The organism is Streptomyces sp. NPDC008121 (assembly GCF_042957155.1).
GTDB lineage: Bacteria > Actinomycetota > Actinomycetes > Streptomycetales > Streptomycetaceae > Streptomyces.
Map to the genome: position 1 here is coordinate 906,503 of NZ_JBIBHT010000003.1, position 22,441 is coordinate 928,943.

Annotated in this window: 16 protein-coding genes; 5 read left to right on the forward strand and 11 right to left on the reverse strand. The window is 74.4% G+C overall.

Annotated features, from left to right (window positions below; all coding sequences use genetic code 11):
- Window positions 1–49: 49 nt before the first annotated feature.
- The 3 genes from ACFZBD_RS14170 to purN all read right to left on the reverse strand — a co-directional run bounded on the left by ACFZBD_RS14170 (window position 50) and on the right by purN (window position 3,809).
- Window positions 50–1,501 carry a DUF2079 domain-containing protein gene (locus ACFZBD_RS14170; RefSeq protein WP_391139616.1) on the reverse strand — a complete coding sequence of 484 codons (1,452 nt, stop codon included), beginning with the start codon at window positions 1,499–1,501 and terminating at the stop codon, window positions 50–52.
- Window positions 1,502–1,635: 134 nt separating this feature from the next.
- Window positions 1,636–3,198: a bifunctional phosphoribosylaminoimidazolecarboxamide formyltransferase/IMP cyclohydrolase gene (gene purH, locus ACFZBD_RS14175; protein ID WP_391139617.1), complete on the reverse strand. Its 1,563-nt coding sequence runs from the start codon at window positions 3,196–3,198 to the stop codon at window positions 1,636–1,638.
- The gene (purN, locus tag ACFZBD_RS14180) at window positions 3,195–3,809 is read right to left on the reverse strand and encodes a phosphoribosylglycinamide formyltransferase (RefSeq protein WP_391139618.1); all 615 of its coding nucleotides are present in this window, start codon (window positions 3,807–3,809) and stop codon (window positions 3,195–3,197) included. The genes purH and purN overlap by 4 nt, the downstream gene beginning before the upstream one ends.
- Window positions 3,810–4,038: 229 nt before the next feature.
- Here purN and ACFZBD_RS14185 point away from each other — a divergent pair, with 229 nt between their 5' ends.
- Window positions 4,039–4,842, forward strand: a complete 804-nt coding sequence (locus ACFZBD_RS14185; RefSeq protein ID WP_391139619.1) for a hypothetical protein — start codon at window positions 4,039–4,041, stop codon at window positions 4,840–4,842.
- A gap of 79 nt (window positions 4,843–4,921) precedes the next feature.
- Here ACFZBD_RS14185 and ACFZBD_RS14190 read toward each other — a convergent pair whose 3' ends face one another.
- Window positions 4,922–6,517 carry a DUF6350 family protein gene (locus tag ACFZBD_RS14190; RefSeq protein ID WP_391139620.1) on the reverse strand — a complete coding sequence of 532 codons (1,596 nt, stop codon included), beginning with the start codon at window positions 6,515–6,517 and terminating at the stop codon, window positions 4,922–4,924.
- 119 nt (window positions 6,518–6,636) lie between these two features.
- Here ACFZBD_RS14190 and ACFZBD_RS14195 point away from each other — a divergent pair, with 119 nt between their 5' ends.
- On the forward strand, window positions 6,637–7,959 hold the full coding sequence (locus tag ACFZBD_RS14195) for a helix-turn-helix domain-containing protein (protein WP_391139621.1): 1,323 nt from the start codon (window positions 6,637–6,639) through the stop codon (window positions 7,957–7,959).
- A gap of 148 nt (window positions 7,960–8,107) precedes the next feature.
- Here the strand turns inward: ACFZBD_RS14195 and sucD are convergent, their stop codons facing one another.
- The 6 genes from sucD to ACFZBD_RS14225 all read right to left on the reverse strand — a co-directional run bounded on the left by sucD (window position 8,108) and on the right by ACFZBD_RS14225 (window position 15,941).
- Window positions 8,108–8,992, reverse strand: coding sequence for a succinate--CoA ligase subunit alpha (gene sucD, locus ACFZBD_RS14200; RefSeq protein ID WP_391139622.1), 885 nt, complete (start codon window positions 8,990–8,992; stop codon window positions 8,108–8,110).
- A 20-nt stretch (window positions 8,993–9,012) separates the two neighbouring features.
- Entirely contained in the window at window positions 9,013–10,191 is a 1,179-nt protein-coding gene (sucC, locus tag ACFZBD_RS14205; RefSeq protein ID WP_391139623.1) for an ADP-forming succinate--CoA ligase subunit beta, read from the reverse strand.
- A gap of 439 nt (window positions 10,192–10,630) precedes the next feature.
- The gene (locus ACFZBD_RS14210; protein ID WP_391139698.1) at window positions 10,631–11,806 is read right to left on the reverse strand and encodes a VWA domain-containing protein; all 1,176 of its coding nucleotides are present in this window, start codon (window positions 11,804–11,806) and stop codon (window positions 10,631–10,633) included.
- Window positions 11,807–11,808: 2 nt separating this feature from the next.
- Window positions 11,809–14,238 (reverse strand): DUF5682 family protein, encoded by a 2,430-nt coding sequence (locus ACFZBD_RS14215; RefSeq protein WP_391139699.1) that lies wholly within the window; start codon window positions 14,236–14,238, stop codon window positions 11,809–11,811.
- A gap of 65 nt (window positions 14,239–14,303) precedes the next feature.
- Window positions 14,304–15,428 carry an AAA family ATPase gene (locus ACFZBD_RS14220; protein WP_391139624.1) on the reverse strand — a complete coding sequence of 375 codons (1,125 nt, stop codon included), beginning with the start codon at window positions 15,426–15,428 and terminating at the stop codon, window positions 14,304–14,306.
- 111 nt (window positions 15,429–15,539) lie between these two features.
- On the reverse strand, window positions 15,540–15,941 hold the full coding sequence (locus ACFZBD_RS14225; protein ID WP_391139625.1) for a hypothetical protein: 402 nt from the start codon (window positions 15,939–15,941) through the stop codon (window positions 15,540–15,542).
- 175 nt (window positions 15,942–16,116) lie between these two features.
- On the opposite strand from ACFZBD_RS14225, the gene ACFZBD_RS14230 reads away from it, so the two are divergent.
- Together ACFZBD_RS14230 and ACFZBD_RS14235 are read left to right on the forward strand one after the other, a co-directional pair.
- Window positions 16,117–17,472 (forward strand): SWIM zinc finger family protein, encoded by a 1,356-nt coding sequence (locus ACFZBD_RS14230; protein WP_391139626.1) that lies wholly within the window; start codon window positions 16,117–16,119, stop codon window positions 17,470–17,472.
- A 419-nt stretch (window positions 17,473–17,891) separates the two neighbouring features.
- A complete protein-coding gene (locus ACFZBD_RS14235; protein WP_391139627.1) occupies window positions 17,892–19,535 on the forward strand; it encodes a DUF5691 domain-containing protein in 1,644 nt (547 codons plus the stop codon).
- Window positions 19,536–20,534: 999 nt separating this feature from the next.
- On the opposite strand, the gene ACFZBD_RS14240 is transcribed toward ACFZBD_RS14235, so the two are convergent.
- Window positions 20,535–20,942, reverse strand: coding sequence for a cobalamin-dependent protein (locus ACFZBD_RS14240; RefSeq protein WP_391139628.1), 408 nt, complete (start codon window positions 20,940–20,942; stop codon window positions 20,535–20,537).
- A gap of 194 nt (window positions 20,943–21,136) precedes the next feature.
- On the opposite strand from ACFZBD_RS14240, the gene ACFZBD_RS14245 reads away from it, so the two are divergent.
- On the forward strand, window positions 21,137–21,949 hold the full coding sequence (locus ACFZBD_RS14245; protein WP_391139629.1) for an alpha/beta fold hydrolase: 813 nt from the start codon (window positions 21,137–21,139) through the stop codon (window positions 21,947–21,949).
- Window positions 21,950–22,441 lie beyond the last annotated feature (492 nt).

The following is a 22,441-nucleotide window of genomic DNA, read 5'->3' on the forward strand; positions in this document are numbered from 1 at the left end:
ACACGCGTACGGCCGGGCGGTGCGGCGGCCGGTCCGGCGGCCGGGGGGCTCACGTGCGGCGCAGCACCACGAACTGCCCCGCCTGGAACGACACCTCGTACCGCGCCGCCGGGTGGAGCGAGGAAGCGAGACCGACCGGGTCCGTCACCGGCTGCGACCAACCGGAGTCGAGGTCGAACGCCAGGTAGTCCGGGCTGACCCCCTGTGCTCCGCCCACCCAGTAGACCGTGCGGTCGGCGGTGAGGTGTGCCATGAGCGGCACGTTCGTCTCCACGCTCGCCCCCTCGGGCACCGCGTCCACCGCCTTGCGGGCCTCCAGCGTCCGGGTGTCCGTGCGGTACGTCTCCGGGCGCAGCAGCTCCCGCAGCGGCAGGTCGAGGGCGACCACGACGGAGACGGCCGTGACGACCGGGACGACGACCTTCCCGTACGAGACGAGCCAGCCGCGCGTCGAGCCGCGGACGGCCCGGACCGCGTCGACCAGGGCGAGGAAGACGACCGGCATCAGGATGGCGCTGTAGTGCCAGAGCATCCCCCAGTGGTTCGGGTCCTGGGAGAGGAAGCGCCAGCCGAGCGTGGGCAGCACGATCAGCATCAGCGGGGAGCGCAGGGCGAGGAAGCCGGTGATGCCGACGAGGAAGAAGAGCATCTCCCACTTCTCGCCGGCGCCGAGGGAGGTGAGGAGCGCCTGGGCGAAGGAGACGTCCGCTCCCCCGCTCGACTTCTCGATCTTGGCCCAGTAGTCGTACTGGCCGACGCGGCTCGCGGCCGGGATCAGGACCAGGACCGTCAGGGCGAAGGCGGCGACGCCGAAGCCGGCGAGGGCGGCGCCCAAGCGGCGGCTGCCGCGGAGGAAGAGGACCGCGCCGACCATGGCGACGGTGAGCCCCATGTCCTCCTTGACCAGGACGAGGGGGGCGGACCAGGCCGCGGCGGCGGTCCACCGGCCCAGCAGCAGGGCCCGGCAGGTCAGGGCGAGCAGCGGGACGGCGAAGGCGATCTCGTGGAAGTCGGACTTGACCGCTTCCTGGAGGCCCCAGGACAGGCCGTAGGCGACGGTGAGCCCGATGCCGGCGGCACGGCTGCCGAGCACCTGCTGGGCGGTGCGCCCGACGACGACGGCGGAGGCGGCGAAGAGCGCGGCCTGGGCGAAGAGGAGCGCGAGGGGGGAGGACCAGATCCAGTACAGGGGCGCCAGCAGGGCGGTGACGGGACTGAAGTGGTCCCCGAGTATGAGGAAGCCGGGGCCCTTGATGTCGACTATCGGCGCGCGGAACTCGGCGTAGGCCCGGACGGACTGCTCGAAGATCCCGAGGTCCCAGGAGGGGGTGCGGAACCGCTCGTACTGCACCCAGGAGTAGAGGAAGTAGAGGGCGCACAGCGCTGCCGCGAGGAGCGCGTAGGGGCGCAGGGGCACCACGGCGGGCGCGCTCTCCGGCGGTCCGGCACGGCCCGTCTCCGGGGCGGCCGTCTCGGCCACCCCGTTCTGTACATCCAACACCGCGCCCCCACCTAGAGCCGCCGACAAAAGAGCAATCCATTAGACCAGAGGGCCGCGGGCCGCCCCCCGGACCGGAAACGCGGACGGCCCGCCGGTACGTCACGTACCGGCGGGCCGTCCGAACCGCTCATCGCTCAGTGGAAGAAGTGGCGCGTGCCCGTGAAGTACATCGTCACGCCGGCCTTCTTCGCCGCCTCGACGACCTGCTCGTCGCGGACCGAGCCGCCCGGCTGCACGACCGCCTTCACGCCGGCCGCCGTGAGGATCTCCAGGCCGTCGGGGAAGGGGAAGAACGCGTCCGAGGCGGCGTACGCGCCGCGCGCCCGCTCCTCGCCCGCGCGCTCGACCGCGAGCTTCGCGGAGTCGACGCGGTTGACCTGGCCCATGCCGACGCCGACGGAGGCGCCGTCCTTGGCGAGGAGGATCGCGTTGGACTTGACCGCGCGGCAGGCCCTCCAGGCGAAGGCGAGCTCCGCCAGCTCCTCGGCGGAGAGCGCCTCGCCGGTCGCCAGCGTCCAGTTCTCGGGCCGGTCGCCGTCGGCCTGGAGCCGGTCGGTGACCTGCAGCAGCGCACCGCCGTCGATCGGCTTGACCTCGACCGGAGCGGCCGGGGCGCCCTCGGCGCGCAGCACGCGGATGTTCTTCTTCCTGGCCAGGACCTCGACGGCGCCGTCCTCGTAGCCGGGCGCGACGATGACCTCGGTGAAGATCTCGGCGACCTGCTCGGCCATCGCCACGGACACCGGACGGTTCACGGCGATCACGCCGCCGAACGCCGACAGCGGGTCGCAGGCGTGGGCCCTGCGGTGCGCCTCGGCGACGTCGGCGCCGATCGCGATGCCGCACGGGTTGGCGTGCTTGATGATCGCGACGCACGGCTCGGCGTGGTCGTACGCGGCCCGGCGCGCGGCGTCGGTGTCCGTGTAGTTGTTGTACGACATCTCCTTGCCGTGCAGCTGCTCGGCCTGCGCGAGGCCGCCGGTGCCGTCGACGTAGAGCGCGGCGCCCTGGTGCGGGTTCTCGCCGTAGCGCAGCACGTTGTTCCGCTCGTACGTGGCGCCCAGGAAGTCCGGGAAGCCGCTGTCGTCGGCGGCGGCGTAGTCGTCGGCGAACCAGGAGGCGACGGCCACGTCGTAGGCGGCCGTGTGCCGGAAGGCCTCGCCCGCCAGACGCTTGCGCGTGGCCAGGTCGAAGCCGCCGCTCTTGGCCGCCGCGAGGACGTCGGGGTACCGCGCCGGGCTGGTGACGACCGCGACGGAGGGGTGGTTCTTGGCGGCGGCGCGGACCATCGAGGGGCCGCCGATGTCGATCTGCTCGACGCACTCGTCCGGGGTGGCGCCGGAGGCGACGGTCTCCTTGAACGGGTACAGGTTCACGACCACCAGGTCGAAGGGCTCGACGCCCAGGTCGGCGAGCTGGGCACGGTGGTCCTCCAGGCGCAGGTCGGCGAGGATGCCGGCGTGCACGCGCGGGTGGAGGGTCTTGACGCGCCCGTCCAGGCACTCGGGGAAGCCGGTGAGCTCCTCGACCTTGGTGACCGGGACGCCGGCCGCGGCGATCTTCGAGGCGGTCGAGCCGGTGGAGACGAGGGAGACACCCGCCTCGTGCAGGCCGCGGGCCAGCTCCTCGAGGCCGGTCTTGTCGTAGACGCTGACGAGTGCTCGGCTGATGGGCCGCTTCGTACCTTCGGCGGTCACGGGATTGTTACCTTTCGTCCCTCAATGCGGTAGCCGTGCCGGGCCAGACGCCCCACGACCTCGACGAGCAGCGAACGCTCGACTTCCTTGATGCGCTCATGGAGAGCGGCTTCATCGTCCTCGTCCCGGACCTCGACCACGCCCTGGGCGATGATCGGGCCGGTGTCGACGCCGTCGTCGACGAAGTGAACGGTGCATCCGGTGACCTTCGCGCCGTACGCGAGGGCGTCCCGCACCCCGTGGGCACCGGGAAAACTGGGGAGGAGCGCCGGGTGGGTGTTGACGACCCGGCCGCCGAAGCGGGCGAGGAACACCTTGCCGACGATCTTCATGAATCCGGCCGAGACGACGAGGTCGGGCTCGTGGGCGGCGGTGGCCTCGGTGAGCGCGCGGTCCCACTCGTCGCGGGAGGCGTGGTCCTTGACCCGGCACACGAAGGTGGGCAGTCCGGCCCGCTCGGCGCGCTCCAGACCGGCGATGCCGTCGCGGTCCGCGCCGACCGCGACGATCTCGGCGCCGTAGCCCTCGGGGTCGGCGGCGATGGCGTCGAGGAGGGCCTGGAGGTTGGTGCCGGACCCGGAGACCAGGACGACGAGACGGGCGGCGGCCACTGAGCACTCTTTCCGTGGTGTTTGTACGGTCGTACGAACGAATCGCGGCCCTCGATACGGGGAACCCTACGAATGGCCCGACCGTCAGCAACGATACCGGCACACCGGACGGCCCCCACGGGACGGGGGCGTGGCCGCGGGGTAGCGTCTGGGTTCGACGCCAGATAGGCACCCGTTGAGACAGCACGTGAGACCGCAGTTGCGACGACAGAGGGAAGACGTTCAGCAGATGCCGGACCGCAAGTCCACGGACGACAACAATCCGTTCGCGCCGCCGCCCGAGGGGCAGCCGGACCAGCCGTGGCAGCCGCGGCGGCCGGAGGGCTCGGACGACGACTCGTCGTCCGAGCCGTCCGGTTCCTCCCCCGGCCGCTGGAGCAGCCGCCAGCCCGGCCGCTCCACCGACGGCTGGGGCCGCCGGCCGGAGCGCCCGTCCGGCGAGGGCGGCCCCGACCAGAGCAAGGGCCCCGGCATGAAGTGGGACCCGAAGGACCCGGCGCAGCGGCGGGCGCGGTACGCGCTCCTCGCGGGCATGTGGGCGTTCTTCTTCGCGATTTTCGAGATCCGCGAGCTCGCCCTGCTGCTGGGCGCCCTGGCCCTGTACTGGGGCGGCAGCGCCCTGCGCACCAAGCCGAGGACGCCGACGGCCGGCGACCCGTCCGCGCCGTCGGCCGCGTCCATGGTGCGGGGGGCCTCCGGCTCGGACGTGACCGGGGCGACCGGGGCGACCGCTTCGGGTGCGGCGGGTTCGGCCTCGGAGGGTCCGGGCTGGGGCTCGGGTGCTTCCGCTGCCGGCGGGGCGAGCGGCACGGCGTCCCGGCCGGGGCCGGCCCGCGCCCAGCGGACGGCCGCGATCAGCGGCCTGGTCGCCGGGGTGCTCTCCCTGCTGATCGTCGCGGGCGGCTTCGCGCTCCAGCTCGTCTACCGCGACTTCTACACCTGCGCCGACGACGCCCTGACCAAGTCGGGCCAGCTCGCCTGCAACGACCTGCTGCCGGAGCCCCTGCGGGACGTCTTCGGCGTACGGGAGTAGCGGCCGGACGGGACGTTCGAAACCCGGCTTGGGGCCCCGGGCTAGGGCTCCGGCCTAGGGCTCCGGCTTGGGGCCCGGGCTAGGGCTCCGGCTTCGGCTCGGGACCCTCGCCGTCGGGGCCCTCGCGGCCGGGGCGCTCGCGCTCGGGGCCTTCGGGCTGCTCGGGCTTCGGGCGGGTTGCCGGGGCGGGTGCGTCGGGTGGGGTGACAGGGCGCGGCGGCGCCGTCGGGGGGAACGGCGGCAACGGCGGCGGCAGGGGCGCGGTCGGCGGAAGCGCCGGGGCCGGTTCCCATCCCGTCGTCAGGAAGTCGTACGCGTCGAAGCCGCAGTCGTCCTCGTCCTCCGGCGCCCCGACGAGGAGATCCGCCTCCTGGCGGTCCGCTGCCGGAAGGCCCTCGGCGCCGGTCACCGCCCCGACCGAGCCCGCCGCCTGGGAGGCGGGGGCGGGCCGATGCAGGCCGCGCCGCGCCCAGGCCCGTACGGTCAACGCCGTCGGCACCCCCACCACCGCGCTCCACAGCGCCGCCGCGGCCCCCGTCCGCCACCACACCGGACCGAACGCCGACAGCCGTCCGGACCCCAGCGGCCCTCCGGCGGCGGCCGCGAGCACCGCCAGCGCCACCCCGCACACCCCGGCGGCGACCAGCGCGGTCAGCGCCGCCTCCCGGCCCGTCCACAGCCGCGCGGACCGTCCCGCCCACCACCCCAGCACGAGAGCCGCCACCAGCGGGACGGCCGCGGCGGCCCGGTGGGGCCACGCGCCCGGGCCTTCGGCGGGCAGCGCGGCGAGGAGCGGGAAGGCCGGGACGGCCGCGTCGCCGGTGAGACCGAGAGGGGTCGCCACGGCCCCCGTACCGAGGGCGAATCCCGGCCCCAGCCCGTACGCCGCACCCCACACGGCGGTGTTGGGCAGTAGCGCGAGGGTCAGGAGCAGCAGCCCGGACCGGCCCGACCACTCCCCCGCGAGTCCGGTGAAGGACGTCTGCACCTCGGCCGCGTTCCGGCTCAGCGCGACGCCGGCCAGGATCGCGCCCCCGCCGAGCAGGGTCACCGCCGCCAGCCCGCCCGCCCGCAGGCCGACGGCCGCCTGCTCGCGCCGGGGCAGCGGCCGCCCGTTCGCCGTCCAGACGCCGAGGCCGGCCGCCGCCGCCACGACCGCGGGCAGCCACACCGCGGTCGAGATCGGGTCGGCGGGCAGCGGGCCCCGCGCGGCGTAGGCGGCGACGCAGGCCGCGACCAGCAGATACCCCGAGCAGACCGCCGTCACGGCGGCGCCCGTCGACGGCATCGGACGCCCGTCGTCCGCCTCCAGCGTGTCCCGGGCCGCGCGGTGCGCCAGCCAGCCGGGGAGGACCATGAGCAGCAGGGGCGAGAGGCCGAGCGGCGCGGGCACCCCCGAGAGCGTCTCGGTGCGCACCAGATCGGCGCCGTGGGCCAGCAGCCAGAGCCCCGCGGCCGTGTGCAGCGCCCCGCCGGGACCGCTGTCCGGGTACGGGGAGCCGATCCATGCCGCCGTGACCAGCACCGCCAGCCCGCCGAGGCCGAGCACCGCCGCGACACCGCCGCGCACGACGGCGGTGACCAGGGCGGTGGAACGGCCGCCCCGGAGGACCAGCGGCTCGGCCGGCGGCAGGGGGGCCGGCGGCAACGGAGGGTGCTCGGTCACGTGGGTCACGCGCCCATGCTGCCAACGACACGCGCTTTTGCGATGTAACGGGCAAACGACCGTTGTGTCGCTCAATATACGTTTATGTACTTTTCCGCCCACAGGAGCTCTGCGGGAGGTCGACACCGATGAGTCCGACGAGTCGGGGGACCGCCTCTTCCGCGCCCCTCGCGCTGCCCTCCCCGAAGGAGCGGCGCAGACTTCGTGAGGCCCTGGCCCTGAGCGAGGACCAGCTCGCGGAGGCCATGGGCGTCACTCGGGCCACCGTCCGGTCCTGGGAGACGGGCCGGACCGCCCCCCGTGGCCGGAAGCGGGAGGCGTACATGAAGCTCCTCGGCGCGTACGACGAGCCGGCCCGGGACCCGGAGTCGGCGTCGGAGGCGGCCTCGGAGGCGGCCCCCGAGCCCTCCCCGTCCGTACGGCGGGAGGACCCGCCGGCCCCCGAGCCGGAGCCGGAACCGGCGGCGACGCCGGTGACCGCCGCGGAGCCGTGCGAGGAGCCACACGTGGAGCCGTACGTGGAGCCGTACGTGGAGACGGGCACGGAGCCGTACGTGGAATCGGGCACGGGTGTGGAGGGAGGTACGGGTGCGCACGGGGAAACGGGCGCGGGCGCGTACGCCGGCGTGGCGAGGGCGGAGCACCACCCCTTCCGCACCCCCGCGGAGGCCTTCGACGCGCTCTACGCCTACTCCGCCCCCGGCCTCGCCCACCAGACCTATCTGCTGACCGGCCGCCGCCGGCTCGCGCGGGAGTCGGTCGAGCGCGCCTTCCAGCACGCCTGGCAGCGCTGGCCCGAGGTCGCCGTCGACCGAGACCCGGTCGGCTGGGTGCGGGTGGTCGCGTACGAGTACGCGCTCTCCCCCTGGCACCGGTTCCGCCGCCGGCACAAGCACCCCGACAGCCCGCCCATCGAGGCCGGCCGGCGGGCGCTGCTGGCGGTGCTGCTCGACCTGCCGCCGTCGTACCGCCGTACCGTCCTGCTCTACGACGGGCTCGGCCTCGACCTGCCCGACACGGCCGCCGAGACCGAGGCGAGCACCCCCGCGGCAGCCAACCGGTTGCTGCACGCCCGTACCGTCATCGGGCAGCGGATCCCCGCGCTCGCCGACCCCGACGTCCTGCACCGCCGCCTGCGCGCGCTGGTCGCGGAGGCGCCGACGGCGACGCTCCCGACCGCGAAGGCCCTACGGGCCAGGAGCGAGCGGTGGACGCGGCTGTGGACGAGGACGGCGTTGAGCGTGACGACGGTGCTCGTCGGGGCGACGGCCTTCACGGCCGCCACCGCGCCGACGCAGTACCTTCCGGTCCCGGCCCCGGGGGAGGCCGTCAACGGCGTCCCGGCGAGCGCCGGTTCACCGAGGCTCACCCCGCAGGACCGGCAACTGCGCGAGCAGCTCCGCGACCTGCCCCACCCCGGTCCGGAACGCCTGGTCCCGGACACGCACTGACGGCCCTCGCGCTGCCGCCGACTCGGGGCGGCGGCACGGCAGGGCAGCGCCATGCGGGTCCGGTGGGTCCGTACGCGAGTGGGCCCCGCCCCCGCCCGGTTTCCCGGGAGGGGGCGGGGCCCACCTGTGCGGTTCAAACGATTCCGCTTCAGCCCGCGAGGATGGCGCGCGCCAGCTTGGCCGTCTCGGTCGGCGTCTTGCCGACCTTGACGCCGGCGGCCTCGAGGGCCTCCTTCTTCGCCTGCGCCGTGCCGGAGGAGCCGGAGACGATGGCGCCGGCGTGGCCCATGGTCTTGCCCTCGGGCGCGGTGAAGCCCGCGACGTAGCCGACGACCGGCTTGGTCACGTTCTTCGCGATGAAGTCGGCCGCCCGCTCCTCGGCGTCGCCGCCGATCTCGCCGATCATGACGATCAGGTCGGTGTCGGGGTCCGCCTCGAACGCCGCGAGGGCGTCGATGTGCGTGGTGCCGATGACCGGGTCGCCACCGATGCCGACGGCGGAGGAGAAGCCGATGTCACGGAGCTCGTACATCATCTGGTACGTCAGCGTGCCGGACTTCGAGACCAGGCCGATGCGGCCCGGCTTCGTGATGTCGCCCGGGATGATGCCGGCGTTGGACTGGCCCGGGGTGATGAGACCGGGGCAGTTCGGGCCGATGATGCGGGTCTTGTTGCCCTTCGACTGCGCGTACGCCCAGAAGGCGGCGGAGTCGTGGACGGCGATGCCCTCGGTGATGACGACCGCGAGCGGGATCTCGGCGTCGATCGCCTCGACCACGGCGGCCTTGGCGAAGGCCGGCGGGACGAAGAGGACGGAGACGTTCGCGCCCGTCTTCTCCATCGCCTCGGCGACGGAGCCGAAGACCGGGACCTCGGTGCCGTCGAAGTCGACGGAGGTGCCGGCCTTGCGCGGGTTGACGCCACCGACGATGTTGGTGCCGTCACCCAGCATGAGCTTGGTGTGCTTCAGGCCCGTGGCACCGGTCATGCCCTGGACGATGACCTTGCTGTCCTTGGTGAGGAAGATAGCCATGGTGTGCTTGACCTCGTCCCTTACTTCGCAGCCGCGAGCTCGGCGGCCTTGTCGGCCGCGCCGTCCATGGTGTCCACGCGCTGCACGAGCGGGTGGTTCGCGTCCGACAGGATCTTGCGACCCAGCTCCGCGTTGTTGCCGTCGAGGCGCACGACCAGCGGCTTGGTGACCTCTTCGCCCTTGCTCTTCAGGAGCTCCAGCGCCTGGACGATGCCGTTGGCGACCTCGTCACAGGCGGTGATGCCACCGAAGACGTTGACGAACACGGACTTGACGTCCGGGTCGCCCAGGATGATCTCCAGGCCGTTCGCCATGACCTCGGCGGAGGCGCCGCCGCCGATGTCGAGGAAGTTGGCCGGCTTCACGCCGCCGTGGTTCTCACCGGCGTACGCGACGACGTCCAGGGTCGACATGACCAGGCCGGCGCCGTTGCCGATGATGCCGACCTCGCCGTCGAGCTTGACGTAGTTGAGGTTCTTGGCCTTGGCAGCAGCCTCGAGCGGGTTGGCTGCGGCCTTGTCCTCGAGCGCCTCGTGCTCGGGCTGACGGAAGTCGGCGTTCTCGTCGAGAGACACCTTGCCGTCCAGGGCCAGGATGTCGCCGGAGGCGACCTTGGCCAGCGGGTTGACCTCGACGAGGAGCGCGTCCTCGGCGACGAAGGTCTCCCAGAGGGTCACGAGGACCTCGGCGACCTTCTCGGCGACCTCGGCCGGGAACTTCGCCTGGGCGACGATCTCGCGGGCCTTCTCGATGGTCACACCGGTGTTGGAGTCGACCGGGACCTTCGCGAGGGCCTCGGGGGTCTTCTCCGCGACCTCCTCGATGTCCATGCCGCCCTGCACCGAGGCCATGGCCAGGAAGGTGCGGTTGGTGCGGTCGAGGAGGTACGAGACGTAGTACTCCTCGAGGATTTCCGGAGCGGTCTCCGCGATCATCACCTTGTGGACCGTGTGGCCCTTGATGTCCATCCCGAGGATGTCCGTCGCGCGGGCGACGGCCTCGTCCGGGGTGGAGGCCAGCTTCACGCCGCCGGCCTTGCCGCGGCCGCCGACCTTCACCTGCGCCTTGACGACCGACTTGCCGCCAAGACGCTCGGTGGCCTCGCGCGCCGCCTCAGGCGTGTCGATGACTTCACCGGCCAGCACCGGTACACCGTGCTTGGCGAAGAGGTCCCTCGCCTGGTACTCGAACAGGTCCACGCGCGTCCGTCCCTTTTCTGATGATCGCGGTTCGTTGTCTGCGTGGGCGTGCCGCGAAGGGCAACGTGACTGCGCTGTCACAAGGGAGGCGTACACGGTGTCCGTGGACGCGGCATGTCCGTCTCGCAGGTTATCCCCGAGGGACGTGGGTCCCTAAATCGCAGATCACACCGGAGCGGTGATACGGGTCACAGAACGTAGGGGGCGCGGGGCGGTCCGTAGGGGTACGGGATGGGGGCCGCGGGGCCCAAGTGGCAGGCAGGGCCCGGGCTTCCCCGGCCTCACGACGCGCCCGCCCGCGGGGTGAGGGGCCTGAGACGAGCCCTGTGACATGGGCCTCAGTGGGGTGCGCCGGGCCGGTGGGACGGGGGCGCGGCGACGGATTCCGCACCGGGGCGGGCGCGGCGGGGGTGGTCATCGCGGGGCGGGGCCGGGGCGGTCATCGCGGGGCGGCCGGGTCGGGCTGCGGGAGGGGGCGTTTCTCGATCGCCGCCGCCATCACCTCCGGGAAGAGGTCGGGGGTGCAGGCGAAGGCGGGGGCGCCGAGCGCCGCGAGGGCGGCCGCGTGCTCGCGGTCGTAGGCCGGGGCGCCCTCGTCGGAGAGCGCGAGCAGCGTCACGAACTGCACCCCGGCGGTCTTCATCGCCGCGACCCGCTTGAGCATCTCGTCGCGGATCCCTCCTTCGTACAGATCGCTGATGAGGACGACGACGGTGTCGGCGGGCCGCGTGATCCTCGCCTGGCAGTAGGCGAGGGCGCGGTTGATGTCGGTGCCGCCGCCGAGCCGGGTGCCGAAGAGGACGTCGACCGGGTCGTCGAGCCGGTCGGTCAGGTCGACGACCGCCGTGTCGAAGACGACGAGCCGGGTCGCGATCGACCGCATCGAGGCGAGGACCGCGCCGAACACCGAGGCGTAGACGACCGACGCCGCCATCGAGCCCGACTGGTCGATGCAGAGGACGACGTCCTTCTGCACCGACCGCGCGGAGCGGCCGTGGCCGATGAGCCGCTCGGGGACGACCGTGCGGTGGTCGGGCAGGTAGTTCTTGAGGTTGGCGCGGATCGTGCGGTCCCAGTCGATGTCCCGGTGCCGGGGCCTGCTGATGCGGGCCGACCGGTCGAGCGCGCCGGTGAGGGTGGCGCGGGCGCGGGTGGCGAGGCGCTTCTCCAGGTCGTCGACGACCTTGCGGACGACCGCTCGAGCCGTCTCCTTGGTGGTCTCCGGCATGGCCTTGTGGAGGGAGAGCAGGGTGCCGACGAGATGGACGTCGGCCTCGACGGCCTCCAGCATCTCGGGTTCCAGGAGGAGGGTGGACAGGCCGAGCCGGTCGATGGCGTCGCGCTGCATGACCTGGACGACGGGGCTGGGGAAGTACGTACGGATGTCCCCGAGCCAGCGGGCGACCGAAGGGGCCGAGCCGCCGAGACCGGCGGAGCGCTCGCGTCCGCCGGACGGCCCCGGTGCGCCGGACGGTTTCGGTCCTTGTCCGTAGAGGGCGTTCAGCGCGCCGTCCATCGCCGCGTCCGTCCCGCCGAGGGAACATCCGGTGCCGTCCGCCTCTCCCCCACCGAGGACCATGCGCCAGCGCCGCAGTCTTTCGTCGTGTCCGCTCATGGTCATCGGCCGACCTCCTCGGCGGCTTTCGGGCGTTCGGATGTGCCTGGGCCGCGCAGGGGCCGTCCGGCGTCACCGGACGACGGTGCGGCCCCGCCGAGCAGCGGTCCGCGGGCGTCGCCCAGCAGTGGTGCGGCGTCGCCGAGGAGCAGCCGCAGGACAGGGAGCACGCCGTCGGCGCGCTCCTCGTCGAGCCCGGTGGCGAAGCCGGGGGTGCCGGCGTCCGGGCGGGGCGTGGTGGTGGACGCGCCGCGCGCGACCAGCTCGCCGAGCGTGCGCCGGACCCCCGGTTCGTAGGCGGAGAAGGTGCGGCGCAGGAGCGGCAGGACGTCGGTGAAGGCGTCCCCGGGGACCGCGGTCAGCCAGTCGTCGACGAGGGCGAGGAGCCGCTGGTCGTGGACGAGGAGCATGCCGCCTCCGGAGGCTCCGCCGACGAAGCCCTCGATCCAGGCGGCCGCGTCGGCGGGCGGGGTGCCGGGCGAGAGGGCGAGGCCCATGAGCCGGGCGGCCTCGTCCTCGTCGAGGCGGTCGTCGTCGAGGAGGAGCCGGGCCGACCGGCCGCGGAGGGCGCCGGGCACGCTGCCGCGGTCGGCGAGCCCGCGCAGCACCCCGGCCCAGCGGTCGAGCAGTCCGGCGCGGTCCGGCAGGAGCCGCAGGGCGCCGTGGACGCCGTCGAGGTGGCCGCGCATCTCGGCGGCCGCGTCGGCGTCGAGGCCGGTGCAGGCGGGGGGCAGTCCGACGCAGATCCGTTCGGCGAGCCCGGCCGCGACCTCGCCGAGCGCGGTGGTGTCGGTGGCGCGGACGTCTCCGTAGCGGAGGGACCGGGCGAGGGCGGGCAGGGCCTGGGCGAGGTGGCCGACGTCGGTGTCCAGTGCGGCCCGGTCGGCGAGCGCCGTCATGACCGTGGGCAGGGCGTCGCCGAGCCCGGCGAGCAGGCAGCGCTCGGCGAGGGCGGTGATGTCGGCGAGGGCGGTGGTCTCCAGGGCGCGGCTCTCCGCCTTGGAGGTGGCGGCGGCGGCGACGGTGGTGCCCCAGACGCCCGCCTCGGCGACCTGGACGTACAGCTCGGGCTGCCAGCGCAGCCGCCAGCTCTCCCGGAACGTGCCGGTGCCGCCCCGTCCGGCGACCGGCTCGCCCCAGCGGACGCCGAGCAGTGTCAGCCGGTGCAGCAGCCGGCTGCGGGCCGCGTCGTTCTCCTTCCGCAGGTCCAGGTCCAGCTCGCGCTCCGACGCCTCGGGTCTGAGCCGCAGGCCGCGCTGGAGGCGGGCGAGGTCCCGCTGGAGGGGTACGGCGGGGGCGTCGGCCGGGACCTGGCCGAGGACGTCCCCGACGACGAGGCGGTCGCGCACGAGGCCGAGGGGGACGTCGGAGCCGTCGCACATCACGGCCCGTACGGCGTCGGTGGTCTCGCCGAGCCCCGCGAGGGGCCGGCCGCGCATCGCCGCGAGGGTCTGCGCGAGCCGCACGGCCTCGATGACGTGGGCGGAGGAGACCGGCAGGTCCTCCTCCCGCAGGAGGCGGGCGACCCGGGTCATCCAGCGTTCGACCGGCCGGTCGGGGGCGGCGAAGAGATGGGCGTACCAGCCGGGCGAGTCGACGCCCGCGCCGTACCCGGAGCGGCGGGCGAGGCGGCGGTGGGTCCAGGGCACCCACGTCATCTCGGTCTTGACCTTGGGCAGGCCCCTGAGGAGGGCGCGGTCCGCGGTGGCGGTGGCCTTCCGGGTGAGGGCGGGGACGTGCCAGGCACCGCAGACGACCGCGACGCCGTCGCCGAACTCCCTGCGGGCGGACCTGAGCTGGAGCCGCATATGCGCCTCGCGTACGAGGTCGCGGGCGTCGCCCCCGTCGCCGTACGCCTCCCGCAGCGCGCCCATGGCCTCGGCGAGGGCGGTGAACGGGGCCGTCGGGTCGGCGGGGGCGGCCGCGGTGCGGTGCTCGACGACGTCCTCCCACCAGCGCTCGGGGTCGTCGTACCCGGCGGCGTCGGCCAGTTCGGCGACCGGGTCGATGCGCACCTGCCGGTCGGCCTCGTCGTCCCCTTCGCCGTCGCCCCAGGTGGGGTCGGCGGCCAGGGTGTGGGTGGCGGGCAGGTCGATGAACCGGACGGCGGCGCCGTGGGACAGCGCCCAGCGGATCGCCACCCACTCGGGCGAGAACTCCGCCAGCGGCCAGAAGGCGGCCCGGCCGGGGTTGTCCACGGCGTGGGCGAGGAGGGCGACGGGCGGCCGCATGGCCTCGTCGGCGGCGAGCGCGAGCAGCCCGTCGGCCTCGGGCGGTCCTTCGACGAGGACGGCGGCGGGCCGCTCCGCGTCGAGCACGGCCCGCACCGCTCGCGCGGACCCGGGGCCGTGGTGCCGCACCCCGAGCACGAGCGGCCCGCGGCCGCCCGCGCCCGCCCCGCGACCGGCGTCTCCCGCCCGGTCCGCGCCGATCGTCTCCGTCGCGCTCCTCACGTCCGCCGCGGATCGCACGCGTACCGCGGTCGTCGTGGGGGCCGTCACGCGCTCACCTCGCGGCAGGCGCGGTAGAAGTCCTTCCAGCCGTCCCGCTCCCGCACGACCGTCTCCAGATACTCCTGCCAGATGACGCGGTCCGCCGCGGGGTCGCGGACGACGGCGCCGAGGATGCCGGCGGCGACGTCGCCGGGGCGCAGGAGGCCGTCGCCGAAGTGGGCGGCGAGGGCGAGGCCGCCGGTGACGACGGAGATCGCCTCGGCCGTCGACAGCGTCCCGGAAGGGGACTTGAGCTTGGTGCGGCCGTCGGTGGTGATGCCGTCCCGCAGCTCGCGGAAGACGGTGACGACCCGGCGGATCTCCTCGACGCCCTCGGGGACGGCGGGCAGGTCGAGGGAGCGTCCGATCTGGTCGACTCGGCGGGAGACGATGTCGACCTCGGCCTCCGCGGTGGCGGGCAGCGGCAGCACCACCGTGTTGAAGCGGCGGCGCAGCGCGCTGGAGAGGTCGTTGACGCCCCGGTCGCGGTCATTGGCGGTGGCGATGAGGTTGAAGCCGCGGACGGCCTGCGCCTCCTGTCCCAACTCCGGTATGGGAAGGGTCTTCTCGGACAGGATCGTGATGAGCGTGTCCTGCACGTCGGCGGGGATGCGGGTGAGTTCCTCGACGCGGGCGGTCAGCCCCTCGGACATCGCGCGCATGACGGGGCTGGGCACGAGCGCGTCCCGGCTCGGTCCGTGGGCGAGCAGCCGCGCGTAGTTCCATCCGTACCGGATCGCCTCCTCGGGCGTGCCGGCGGTGCCCTGGACGAGGAGGGTGGAGTCTCCGCTGACGGCGGCGGCCAGGTGTTCGGAGACCCACGTCTTGGCGGTGCCGGGGACGCCGAGCAGGAGCAGGGCCCGGTCGGTGGCGAGTGTGCTGACGGCGACCTCGACGATCCTGCGCGGCCCCACGTACTTGGGTGTGATCACCGTCCCGTCGGGGAGCGTGCCGCCGAGGAGATAGGTGGCGACGGCCCACGGCGAGAGCTGCCAGCGGACGGGCCTCGGCCGGTCGTCGACGGCGGCGAGCGCCTTGAGTTCGTCGGCGAAGGCGTGCTCGGCGTGCGGCCGCAGGGCCTCGGCGCCGGTGTCCGGCACGGTGCTCGTGATGGTTTCGGGCACGGTCATGGATCCCCCTCCAGATCGTTCGACCTGATGTGGGATCCACGGTGCACCATGCCACTGACAATGACCCGTCGCCGCAGCTCAGGGCCGTAAGTCCGGTGCCGCGAAGGCGAGTCAGCCGGCGATCGGGGAGACCGCGACGCAGCCGCCGGTCATCGCCGCCTGGCCCTTGGCCTCCTTGATGACCTTGCCGTCGTGGATGACCTTGCAGGTGAGACCGGACGGGTCGAGCGCGAGCGGGATGACGGCCGGCGGCATGATGCCCTTGAGCGTCACCGTCTTCTTCCACGGCGTGGCGGGCTTCTTCTCCGACTCGGTCTTCGGGTCCATGGCCGTGCCGCCGCCGGCGTGGTACTCGATCGACTCGATGCCCTTGCCCGTGACCTCGTACGTCACTTCGTAGGACTCGTTCACGGCCTTGTCGACCTGGTCGGCCGCCGTGGAGCAGGCGCCGAGGCCGAGGGCGAGGCCGGTGACGGCGAGGGCCGAGGCGGCGGTACGGATGGTGCGCTTCATGACGGGGTCCCCCTGAACTGCCGCGGTGACGCGGGCTGTCGAGGCCGGTCTTCCGGCCCGATCTCTCGCAGGAAATCGTAAAGGAAAGGTAAAGTCAAGCGGCTTCCCGGCCGGTCCGGGGGCGCGAACCAGCAGGCCGGGGCCGTTGTCAGTGCCGCCCCCTAACGTCAGGGGCATGGACACACAGGGGGTGCGCTGGACGGCGGATCAGGTGCTGGCTCTGGCTCCTGACGACGCGTCGCGCAGAGCGGGGAGCAGACTGGGCGCGGCCGGGACGTGGTCCGGGACGGGCTGCGACGGCGACGGCGCCGTCTGGGGCCTGTGCCGGGGCAGCGGCAGCACGCCGTACCGGACGGTGGTCGACACGACGGGCCCCGCATACACGTGCAGTTGTCCGAGCCGGAAGTTCCCGTGCAAGCACGCGCTGGGACTGCTGCTGCTCTGGGCATCGGGCAGTACGGCCGTCGGCGCCGCCGAGGCGCCCGACTGGGCCGGTCCATGGCTCAGCGCCCGACGCGCGCGCGAGGACTCGGGCGGGCGGGCCGGGAGCCCGGCCGCCGAGCCCGCCGACCCCGAGGCGGTGCGGCGCCGTGCCGAGCGGCGCGCGGCCCGGATCACCGCCGGCGCCGAGGAGTTGGAGCAGCGCCTCACCGACCTGCTGCGCGGCGGCCTGGCAACGGCGGAGCGGTCGGGGTACGCCCTGTGGGAGGAGACGGCGGCCCGCATGGTCGACGCGCAGGCACCGGGACTCGCGGGGCGCGTGCGGGAGTTGGGGGCCATCCCGGGTTCGGGGCCCGGCTGGCCGGTGCGGCTCCTGGAGGAGTGCGCGCTCACCCACCTCCTCGACCGGGCCTGGCTCGGCGTGGACCGGCTCCCCGATCCGCTCGCGGCGACCGTACGCACCCGCGTGGGGCTCACGACGCCGGCGCGGGGACCGGTGGTGCGCGATCACTGGCTGGTCCTCGCCCAGGGCGACACCTCGGACGGCAGACTGACGACCCGCCGGATCTGGCTGCACGGCCGGGAGACCGGGCGGACCGCGCTTCTGCTCTCCTTCGGAGCGGCGGGGCGGGCCCCGCAGCTCTCCCTCCCGGTCGGCTCCGTCCTCGACGCCGCGCTCACCCTCCACGCGGGCGCGGGCACGCTGCGGGCCGAATGGACCGAGCAGTTCGCCGCCCCCGCCCCGCTCGACGCCCCGCCGCGAGGCGGCACCGTCACCGACGCCCTCACTTCCTACGGCCTCGCCCTGCGCGAGGACCCCTGGCTGGACTCCTGGCCGGCGACCCTGGCCGAGGTCGTCCCGATACCGACGGAGTACGGCTGGCAGCTCGCGGACCCGGGCGCCTCGGGCGGTGAGGGCGAGGCCGTGCCGGTGAACGCCTCCGCCCTGGCCCGGCCCGGGCTCTGGCGACTGGCGGCACTGTCCGGCGGCCGCCCGGTCCGCGTCTTCGGCGAGTGCGGGCACCGGGGTTTCACCCCCCTCGCCGCCTGGTCGTCTGAGGCCCCGGGCGAGACGGTCCCGCTCCACTGACGGCCGAGCGACGCGGGGGCCGGGGGGCGACGGGTCTGCGGGGGGCGACGGTGATCGCGGGCGGCGGGCGGCGGGCGGCGGGCGGCGGGCGGCGGGCGGCGGGGCGAACGCTCGGCACGCCCGATCCGGTCGCCGCCGGCCGGCCGAGGCACCCGGGCGGGAAGGTCCCGCTCCACGCGCCTTCGCGCGCGACGACAGGGCCCTGGCCGCCCTGCCCACGCAGGCCGCAGCGACCGGGGCGCGGGCGGCGCCGCCGGGCGGGTCGTGGCGCCTCGCGCAACGGTCCCGCTCGCTCCGCGCACGCCCGCGCGCAACACCCGGGGCGGCACCGCCCCGCGCCCGACCCGCCCACTCCGACGGACCGACCGACCGAAGCGACACGACAGAGACGACAGAGACGACAAGGCTGGAGGACTTCGATGGACGCCTGGGAACAGCTCGTCACCTCGGCGCTGCTCGGCACCGACCGGCGGCCGCCCGCGCTCGTGGCGCCCGTGCCGGGGGCGTCGAGGACGACGGCACCCGTGGGCGAGGCCCCGGTCGCCCTGCTCGACGCCGCGGCCGTGCACACCGTACGGCGCAGGGCGGGGCTGCGCCCCGGGCCCGTCGCACCGGCCCCCGAGCCCGCCCCCGAGGACGGCCGACGGCCGCTGCCCGCGGCGGCCCGCCGTCGCCTCGCCCTGCTGCTCGCGGACCGGGCGGCCCCCGCCCCGTCCGGCGGGCGGCGCGGGGCGGCGCCGGACCTCGCCGAACTGCTCCCCCAGTGGCTGGCCGCCGCCAACGAGCGCGGCTTCCAGGCGCCCGCCTCCACCCTCCCCGCTCTCCTCGACGCCGCCCGCGCCAGGACCGACCTGCGCCCCCAGGCGCTCACGCTGGCGGGCCCGCGCGGGCTGTGGCTGGCCAGGCTGAACCCCGAGTGGAAGTTCGCCCTGCGCGGCACGTCCGGCAGCGCCTCGCTCCCCGACGTCCGGGACCCCGAGGGCGTGCGGTCCCTGTGGGCGGAGGGTCTGTTCGCGGAGCGGGTCGCCCTCCTCGGCGCGCTCCGGGCCGAGGACCCCGCGGCCGCGCGGTCCCTGCTCGCGTCCACCTGGGCAGCCGAACGGGCCGAGGACCGGCTGATGTTCCTGGACTCGCTGCGGGCCGGCCTCTCCGACGCCGACGAGGAGTTCCTGGAGGCCGCGCTCACCGACCGGAGCCGCAACGTCCGCTCCACCGCCGCCGAACTGCTCTCGGCCCTGCCCCGATCGGCGCTCGCGGGCCGCATGGCGGGCAGGGCCGCGTCCTGCGTCAGCCTGGACCGTACGGAGGGGGCCGAGACGATCGTCGTCGAGGCACCGCACGAGTGCGACGCCGGCATGCGGCGGGACGGGCTGCTGCCCACGCCGCCCACGGGCCGGGGCGAGCGGTCGTGGTGGCTGGGACAACTGGTGGAGGCCGCTCCACTGGGTTGCTGGCCGGGCCGGTTCGGCGGGCGCTCTCCCGAGGAGATCGTCGCCCTGCCCGTCACCGACGACTGGCGGGGCGAACTGCACGCGGCGTGGTGCCGGGCCGCCGTCCGCCAGCGTGACGCGGCCTGGTCCCGGGCCCTGCTCGGCCCCCCGTCGGCCCCGCCCGCGACGGGGCCGGGCACCTCCTCCCTCGCCGAACGCGCCCAACTGCTCTCCACGCTCCCGGAGGACGAGCGGGCCCGCTGGGTCGCCTCCTTCATCGCGGCCCACGGCCTGTCGGAGGCCTTCCAACTCCTCGGCGTCTGCGCGGTCCCCTGGGCGGAGCCCCTGGGCGGTGCGGTGATCGACGCTCTGGACATCGCCCGGGAGGCCGGCAGCTACCCCTGGAGCTTCAGCGGAGTGATGGGCCTGGCCGAACGCTGCCTCTCCCCCACGGCAGCCCCCCACCTGGACTCTCTGACAGCCCTCCCTCCCGAACCGGAGGACGCCTCCCCCGGCGCGGGCAGCTACTGGTCGGAGGCCTTCCAACGCCTGGTCTCGACCCTGCGCCTCCGCGCGGACATGCTCAGAGAACTGGACACGGAGGAGCCCGGTCCGGGGCGGCCGACGGGGTGACATGGCGTGTCCGGCCAGGCAGGGGGGCCAGGGGGTACGGCGGCCGCCCACGCGTGCGCGAGCGGGCGAGAGCAGCGCGACGGCTCGGGCCCACCGCGGCACCTGGCCGCAGCGCACGGCTCATGGCCCAGGTCTGGCGGGAACCCCCGCTCGGCGGGGTGCGGTGTCGGTCGGCCGCCCGAACACGAAAGCCCGGCGGGAACCCCGCTCGGCGAGGTACGCCGGCAGGGTGGCTGGCGGGGCCAGGAGCCCCTGCCCGGCCTGCCTAAGTCGCGCGTCGGGTGCGGTGGCGGTCGGCCGCCCGCACACGAAGGCCCGGCGAGAGCTCCGCAGCGGACCCAGCCCACCGTGGTGCCTGGCGGCCACACACGGGATGTCCGGCTACCCACGGCGCGTGGGCCGGGACCCCCGGGGCCCGCCGCCCTTCCGCAGGGATCGAGTGAACTCAGAGCAGCACCGAGAGGCCTGCGGAGCCGAGCGCCGTGCCGGTCGGAGCGGCATTCGGGTGAATCCGGCGCCGTACGAGAGGGCCGGGCCGGCGGACCAGCGGGGCGCCCGTGTGGAACGGGCCGGCGGCACCTCACGGCCGGACAGGGCCGGGCCCCAGGCCTCCGGCGGGCAGCCAGGCCAAGAGGCGGGCCGCAGCCCGGCTGACCGCAGCGCCTATGTGGAACGGAGCCCCGGCACCTCAGCGCCGGAAAGGCAGGGCCCTCGGCGGACAGCCAGGGAGGCCTGCGGCCGGGAGCCTCGCCGGAGCAGCTCCCATGCGGAACAGCCCCCGGCACCTCAGGGCCGGAAAGCGCAGACCCCGCCCCCGGCAGGCAGCCGGGCCCCCGGCGACGGAACGCCCGCCTGAGACGACCGTACGACGACAGCCGAGCCACGGCCCGGCCGGCGGAGCGCCCGAGGCGGCGGCCCCCACGCCCAGGCATAGGGCCACAGACAGCACGCCACCCCCATCAGGCAGCCGGCACGCCCGTCACCCCACCCCCGCGGCGTTTACGCCGCCACGCGCACGTTCGTGTTCACCCAGTCGACGATCGACGCGGTCGTCGCGCCCGGCGTGAAGATCTCCGCCACGCCCTTCTCCTTCAGTGGCGCGATGTCCGCCTCGGGGATGATCCCGCCGCCGAAGACCTTGATGTCCTCCGCGTCCCGCTCCCGCAGGAGGTCCAGGACCTTCGCGAAGAGCGTGTTGTGCGCGCCCGAGAGGATCGACAGGCCGATCGCGTCGGCGTCCTCCTGGATCGCCGTGTCCACGATCTGCTCGGGCGTCTGGTGCAGGCCGGTGTAGATGACCTCCATACCGGCGTCCCGCAGTGCCCTCGCGATCACCTTGGCCCCGCGATCGTGGCCGTCGAGACCCGGCTTGGCCACCACCACGCGGATCGGACCGGTCACACCCATCACTGCCTCCACATGCGACCCCCGCGCCTGTTACCCGGGGAGGTGAACGAACGTTATCGCCAGCATCCCGTACGCGACCGTTTCGCGGAGGGCACCGAGGGGGAAATCACACGTGGGACGTGTTCGCTCCGCGCCGGACCCTCCCGGGGCCCGCTCCGGGAGCCCACCAGCCGTATACCGGGTGGAGGTCGCCGATGGTGTTCACCAAGCTCACCAAGGTCACGACCACACTGAAGGCCAACGCCCTGGAGCTGGCGATCCTCACCGGTCACCTCTTCCTCTACCCCTCCGGAATCGTCCGCGAGCGCGCGGTGACCACCCCCGCCGCCGGGCCCGGCTCCGGCGGCCGCCCGGTCGTCCTGCTGCACGGCTTCGTCGACAACCGCTCGGTCTTCGTCATGCTGCGGCGCTCGCTCACCCGCCACGGCCGTGCCTGCCTGGACTCGCTCAACTACTCCCCGCTCACCTGCGACCTCCGTACCGCCGCCGCCCTGCTCGGCCGGCGTGTCGAGGAGCTGTGCGCCCGGACAGGACACGAGCACGTCGACCTCGTCGGGCACAGCCTCGGCGGGCTCATCGCCCGCTATTACGTGCAGCGCCTGGGCGGCGACGCGCGGGTGCGCACGCTGGTCACGCTCGGTACACCGCACTCCGGGACGACCGCCATCCCCTGGGCCGGCGCCCACCCGCTGGTCCGCCAGATGCGGCCCGGTTCCGACGTGCTGCGGGAGCTGGCCGGGCCCGCGCCCGCCTGCCGGACCCGTTTCGTCAGCTTCTGGAGCGACCTGGACCAGGTGATGATCCCGGTCGAGACGGCCCGTCTCGACCACCCCGACCTCCTGGTGCACAACGTGCGCGTCAGCGGGATCGGCCATCTGGCCCTGCCGGTCCACCCGACGGTCGCCTCCGGCATCCTCCAGGTGCTCGACGCCGAGGAGCTGGACCCCGAAGAGCTGGGGAGCGGCGCGCCGGACGCCGACGACCCCGGAGCCGCGTCCGTCGCCTGACAGCCGGGACGGACGACACGGGACGGAAGACCACACGGGACGGACGACACCGGACAGCCACACCGGACGGACGACACCGGTCAGGCCACACCGGACCGACCACGCAGGCCAGACCACACCCGACGCACCGCGGAGCAGAGCCGACCTCACCGGACACACCCGGAGCAGGGCGGACCGAGCCGGACGGACCGGGACGCGCCGGACCCGGGCCCACCACGATTCGTATCCCCGCGACATATTCACAACCGGTCACACCCGACGCACCTCGGCACATGACAGCCCGCCAGAAGGCGCGCTTTCTTCGAACGTTTCTCGAACACAGAGCCAAAGCTCTCCCCCGAGACCGCCGAAACACGGCCGATTGCCCGTTTCCTGTGAAGCCAAAACCCTCCGAAGATTGTCGCTTGCGCATACCGCCGGGTACAGTCGCGCCACTGCTTACCCCCGGGACACCCCTCATCGGGCCCGCCCCGGACTGGTCCTGCCGCCGAG

Bases quoted from the DNA above. Each gene is read 5' to 3' on its own strand.
- ACFZBD_RS14210 (WP_391139698.1), bottom strand. From the start codon at position 11,806: ATGAGCGGACACGACGAAAGACTGCGGCGCTGGCGCATGGTCCTCGGT.
- ACFZBD_RS14230 (WP_391139626.1), top strand. From the start codon at position 16,117: ATGGACACACAGGGGGTGCGCTGGACGGCGGATCAGGTGCTGGCTCTG.
- ACFZBD_RS14240 (WP_391139628.1), bottom strand. From the start codon at position 20,942: ATGGGTGTGACCGGTCCGATCCGCGTGGTGGTGGCCAAGCCGGGTCTC.
- ACFZBD_RS14245 (WP_391139629.1), top strand. From the start codon at position 21,137: ATGGTGTTCACCAAGCTCACCAAGGTCACGACCACACTGAAGGCCAAC.
- ACFZBD_RS14185 (WP_391139619.1), top strand. From the start codon at position 4,039: ATGCCGGACCGCAAGTCCACGGACGACAACAATCCGTTCGCGCCGCCG.
- ACFZBD_RS14195 (WP_391139621.1), top strand. From the start codon at position 6,637: ATGAGTCCGACGAGTCGGGGGACCGCCTCTTCCGCGCCCCTCGCGCTG.
- ACFZBD_RS14225 (WP_391139625.1), bottom strand. From the start codon at position 15,941: ATGAAGCGCACCATCCGTACCGCCGCCTCGGCCCTCGCCGTCACCGGC.
- ACFZBD_RS14235 (WP_391139627.1), top strand. From the start codon at position 17,892: ATGGACGCCTGGGAACAGCTCGTCACCTCGGCGCTGCTCGGCACCGAC.
- sucD (WP_391139622.1), bottom strand. From the start codon at position 8,992: ATGGCTATCTTCCTCACCAAGGACAGCAAGGTCATCGTCCAGGGCATG.
- ACFZBD_RS14220 (WP_391139624.1), bottom strand. From the start codon at position 15,428: ATGACCGTGCCCGAAACCATCACGAGCACCGTGCCGGACACCGGCGCC.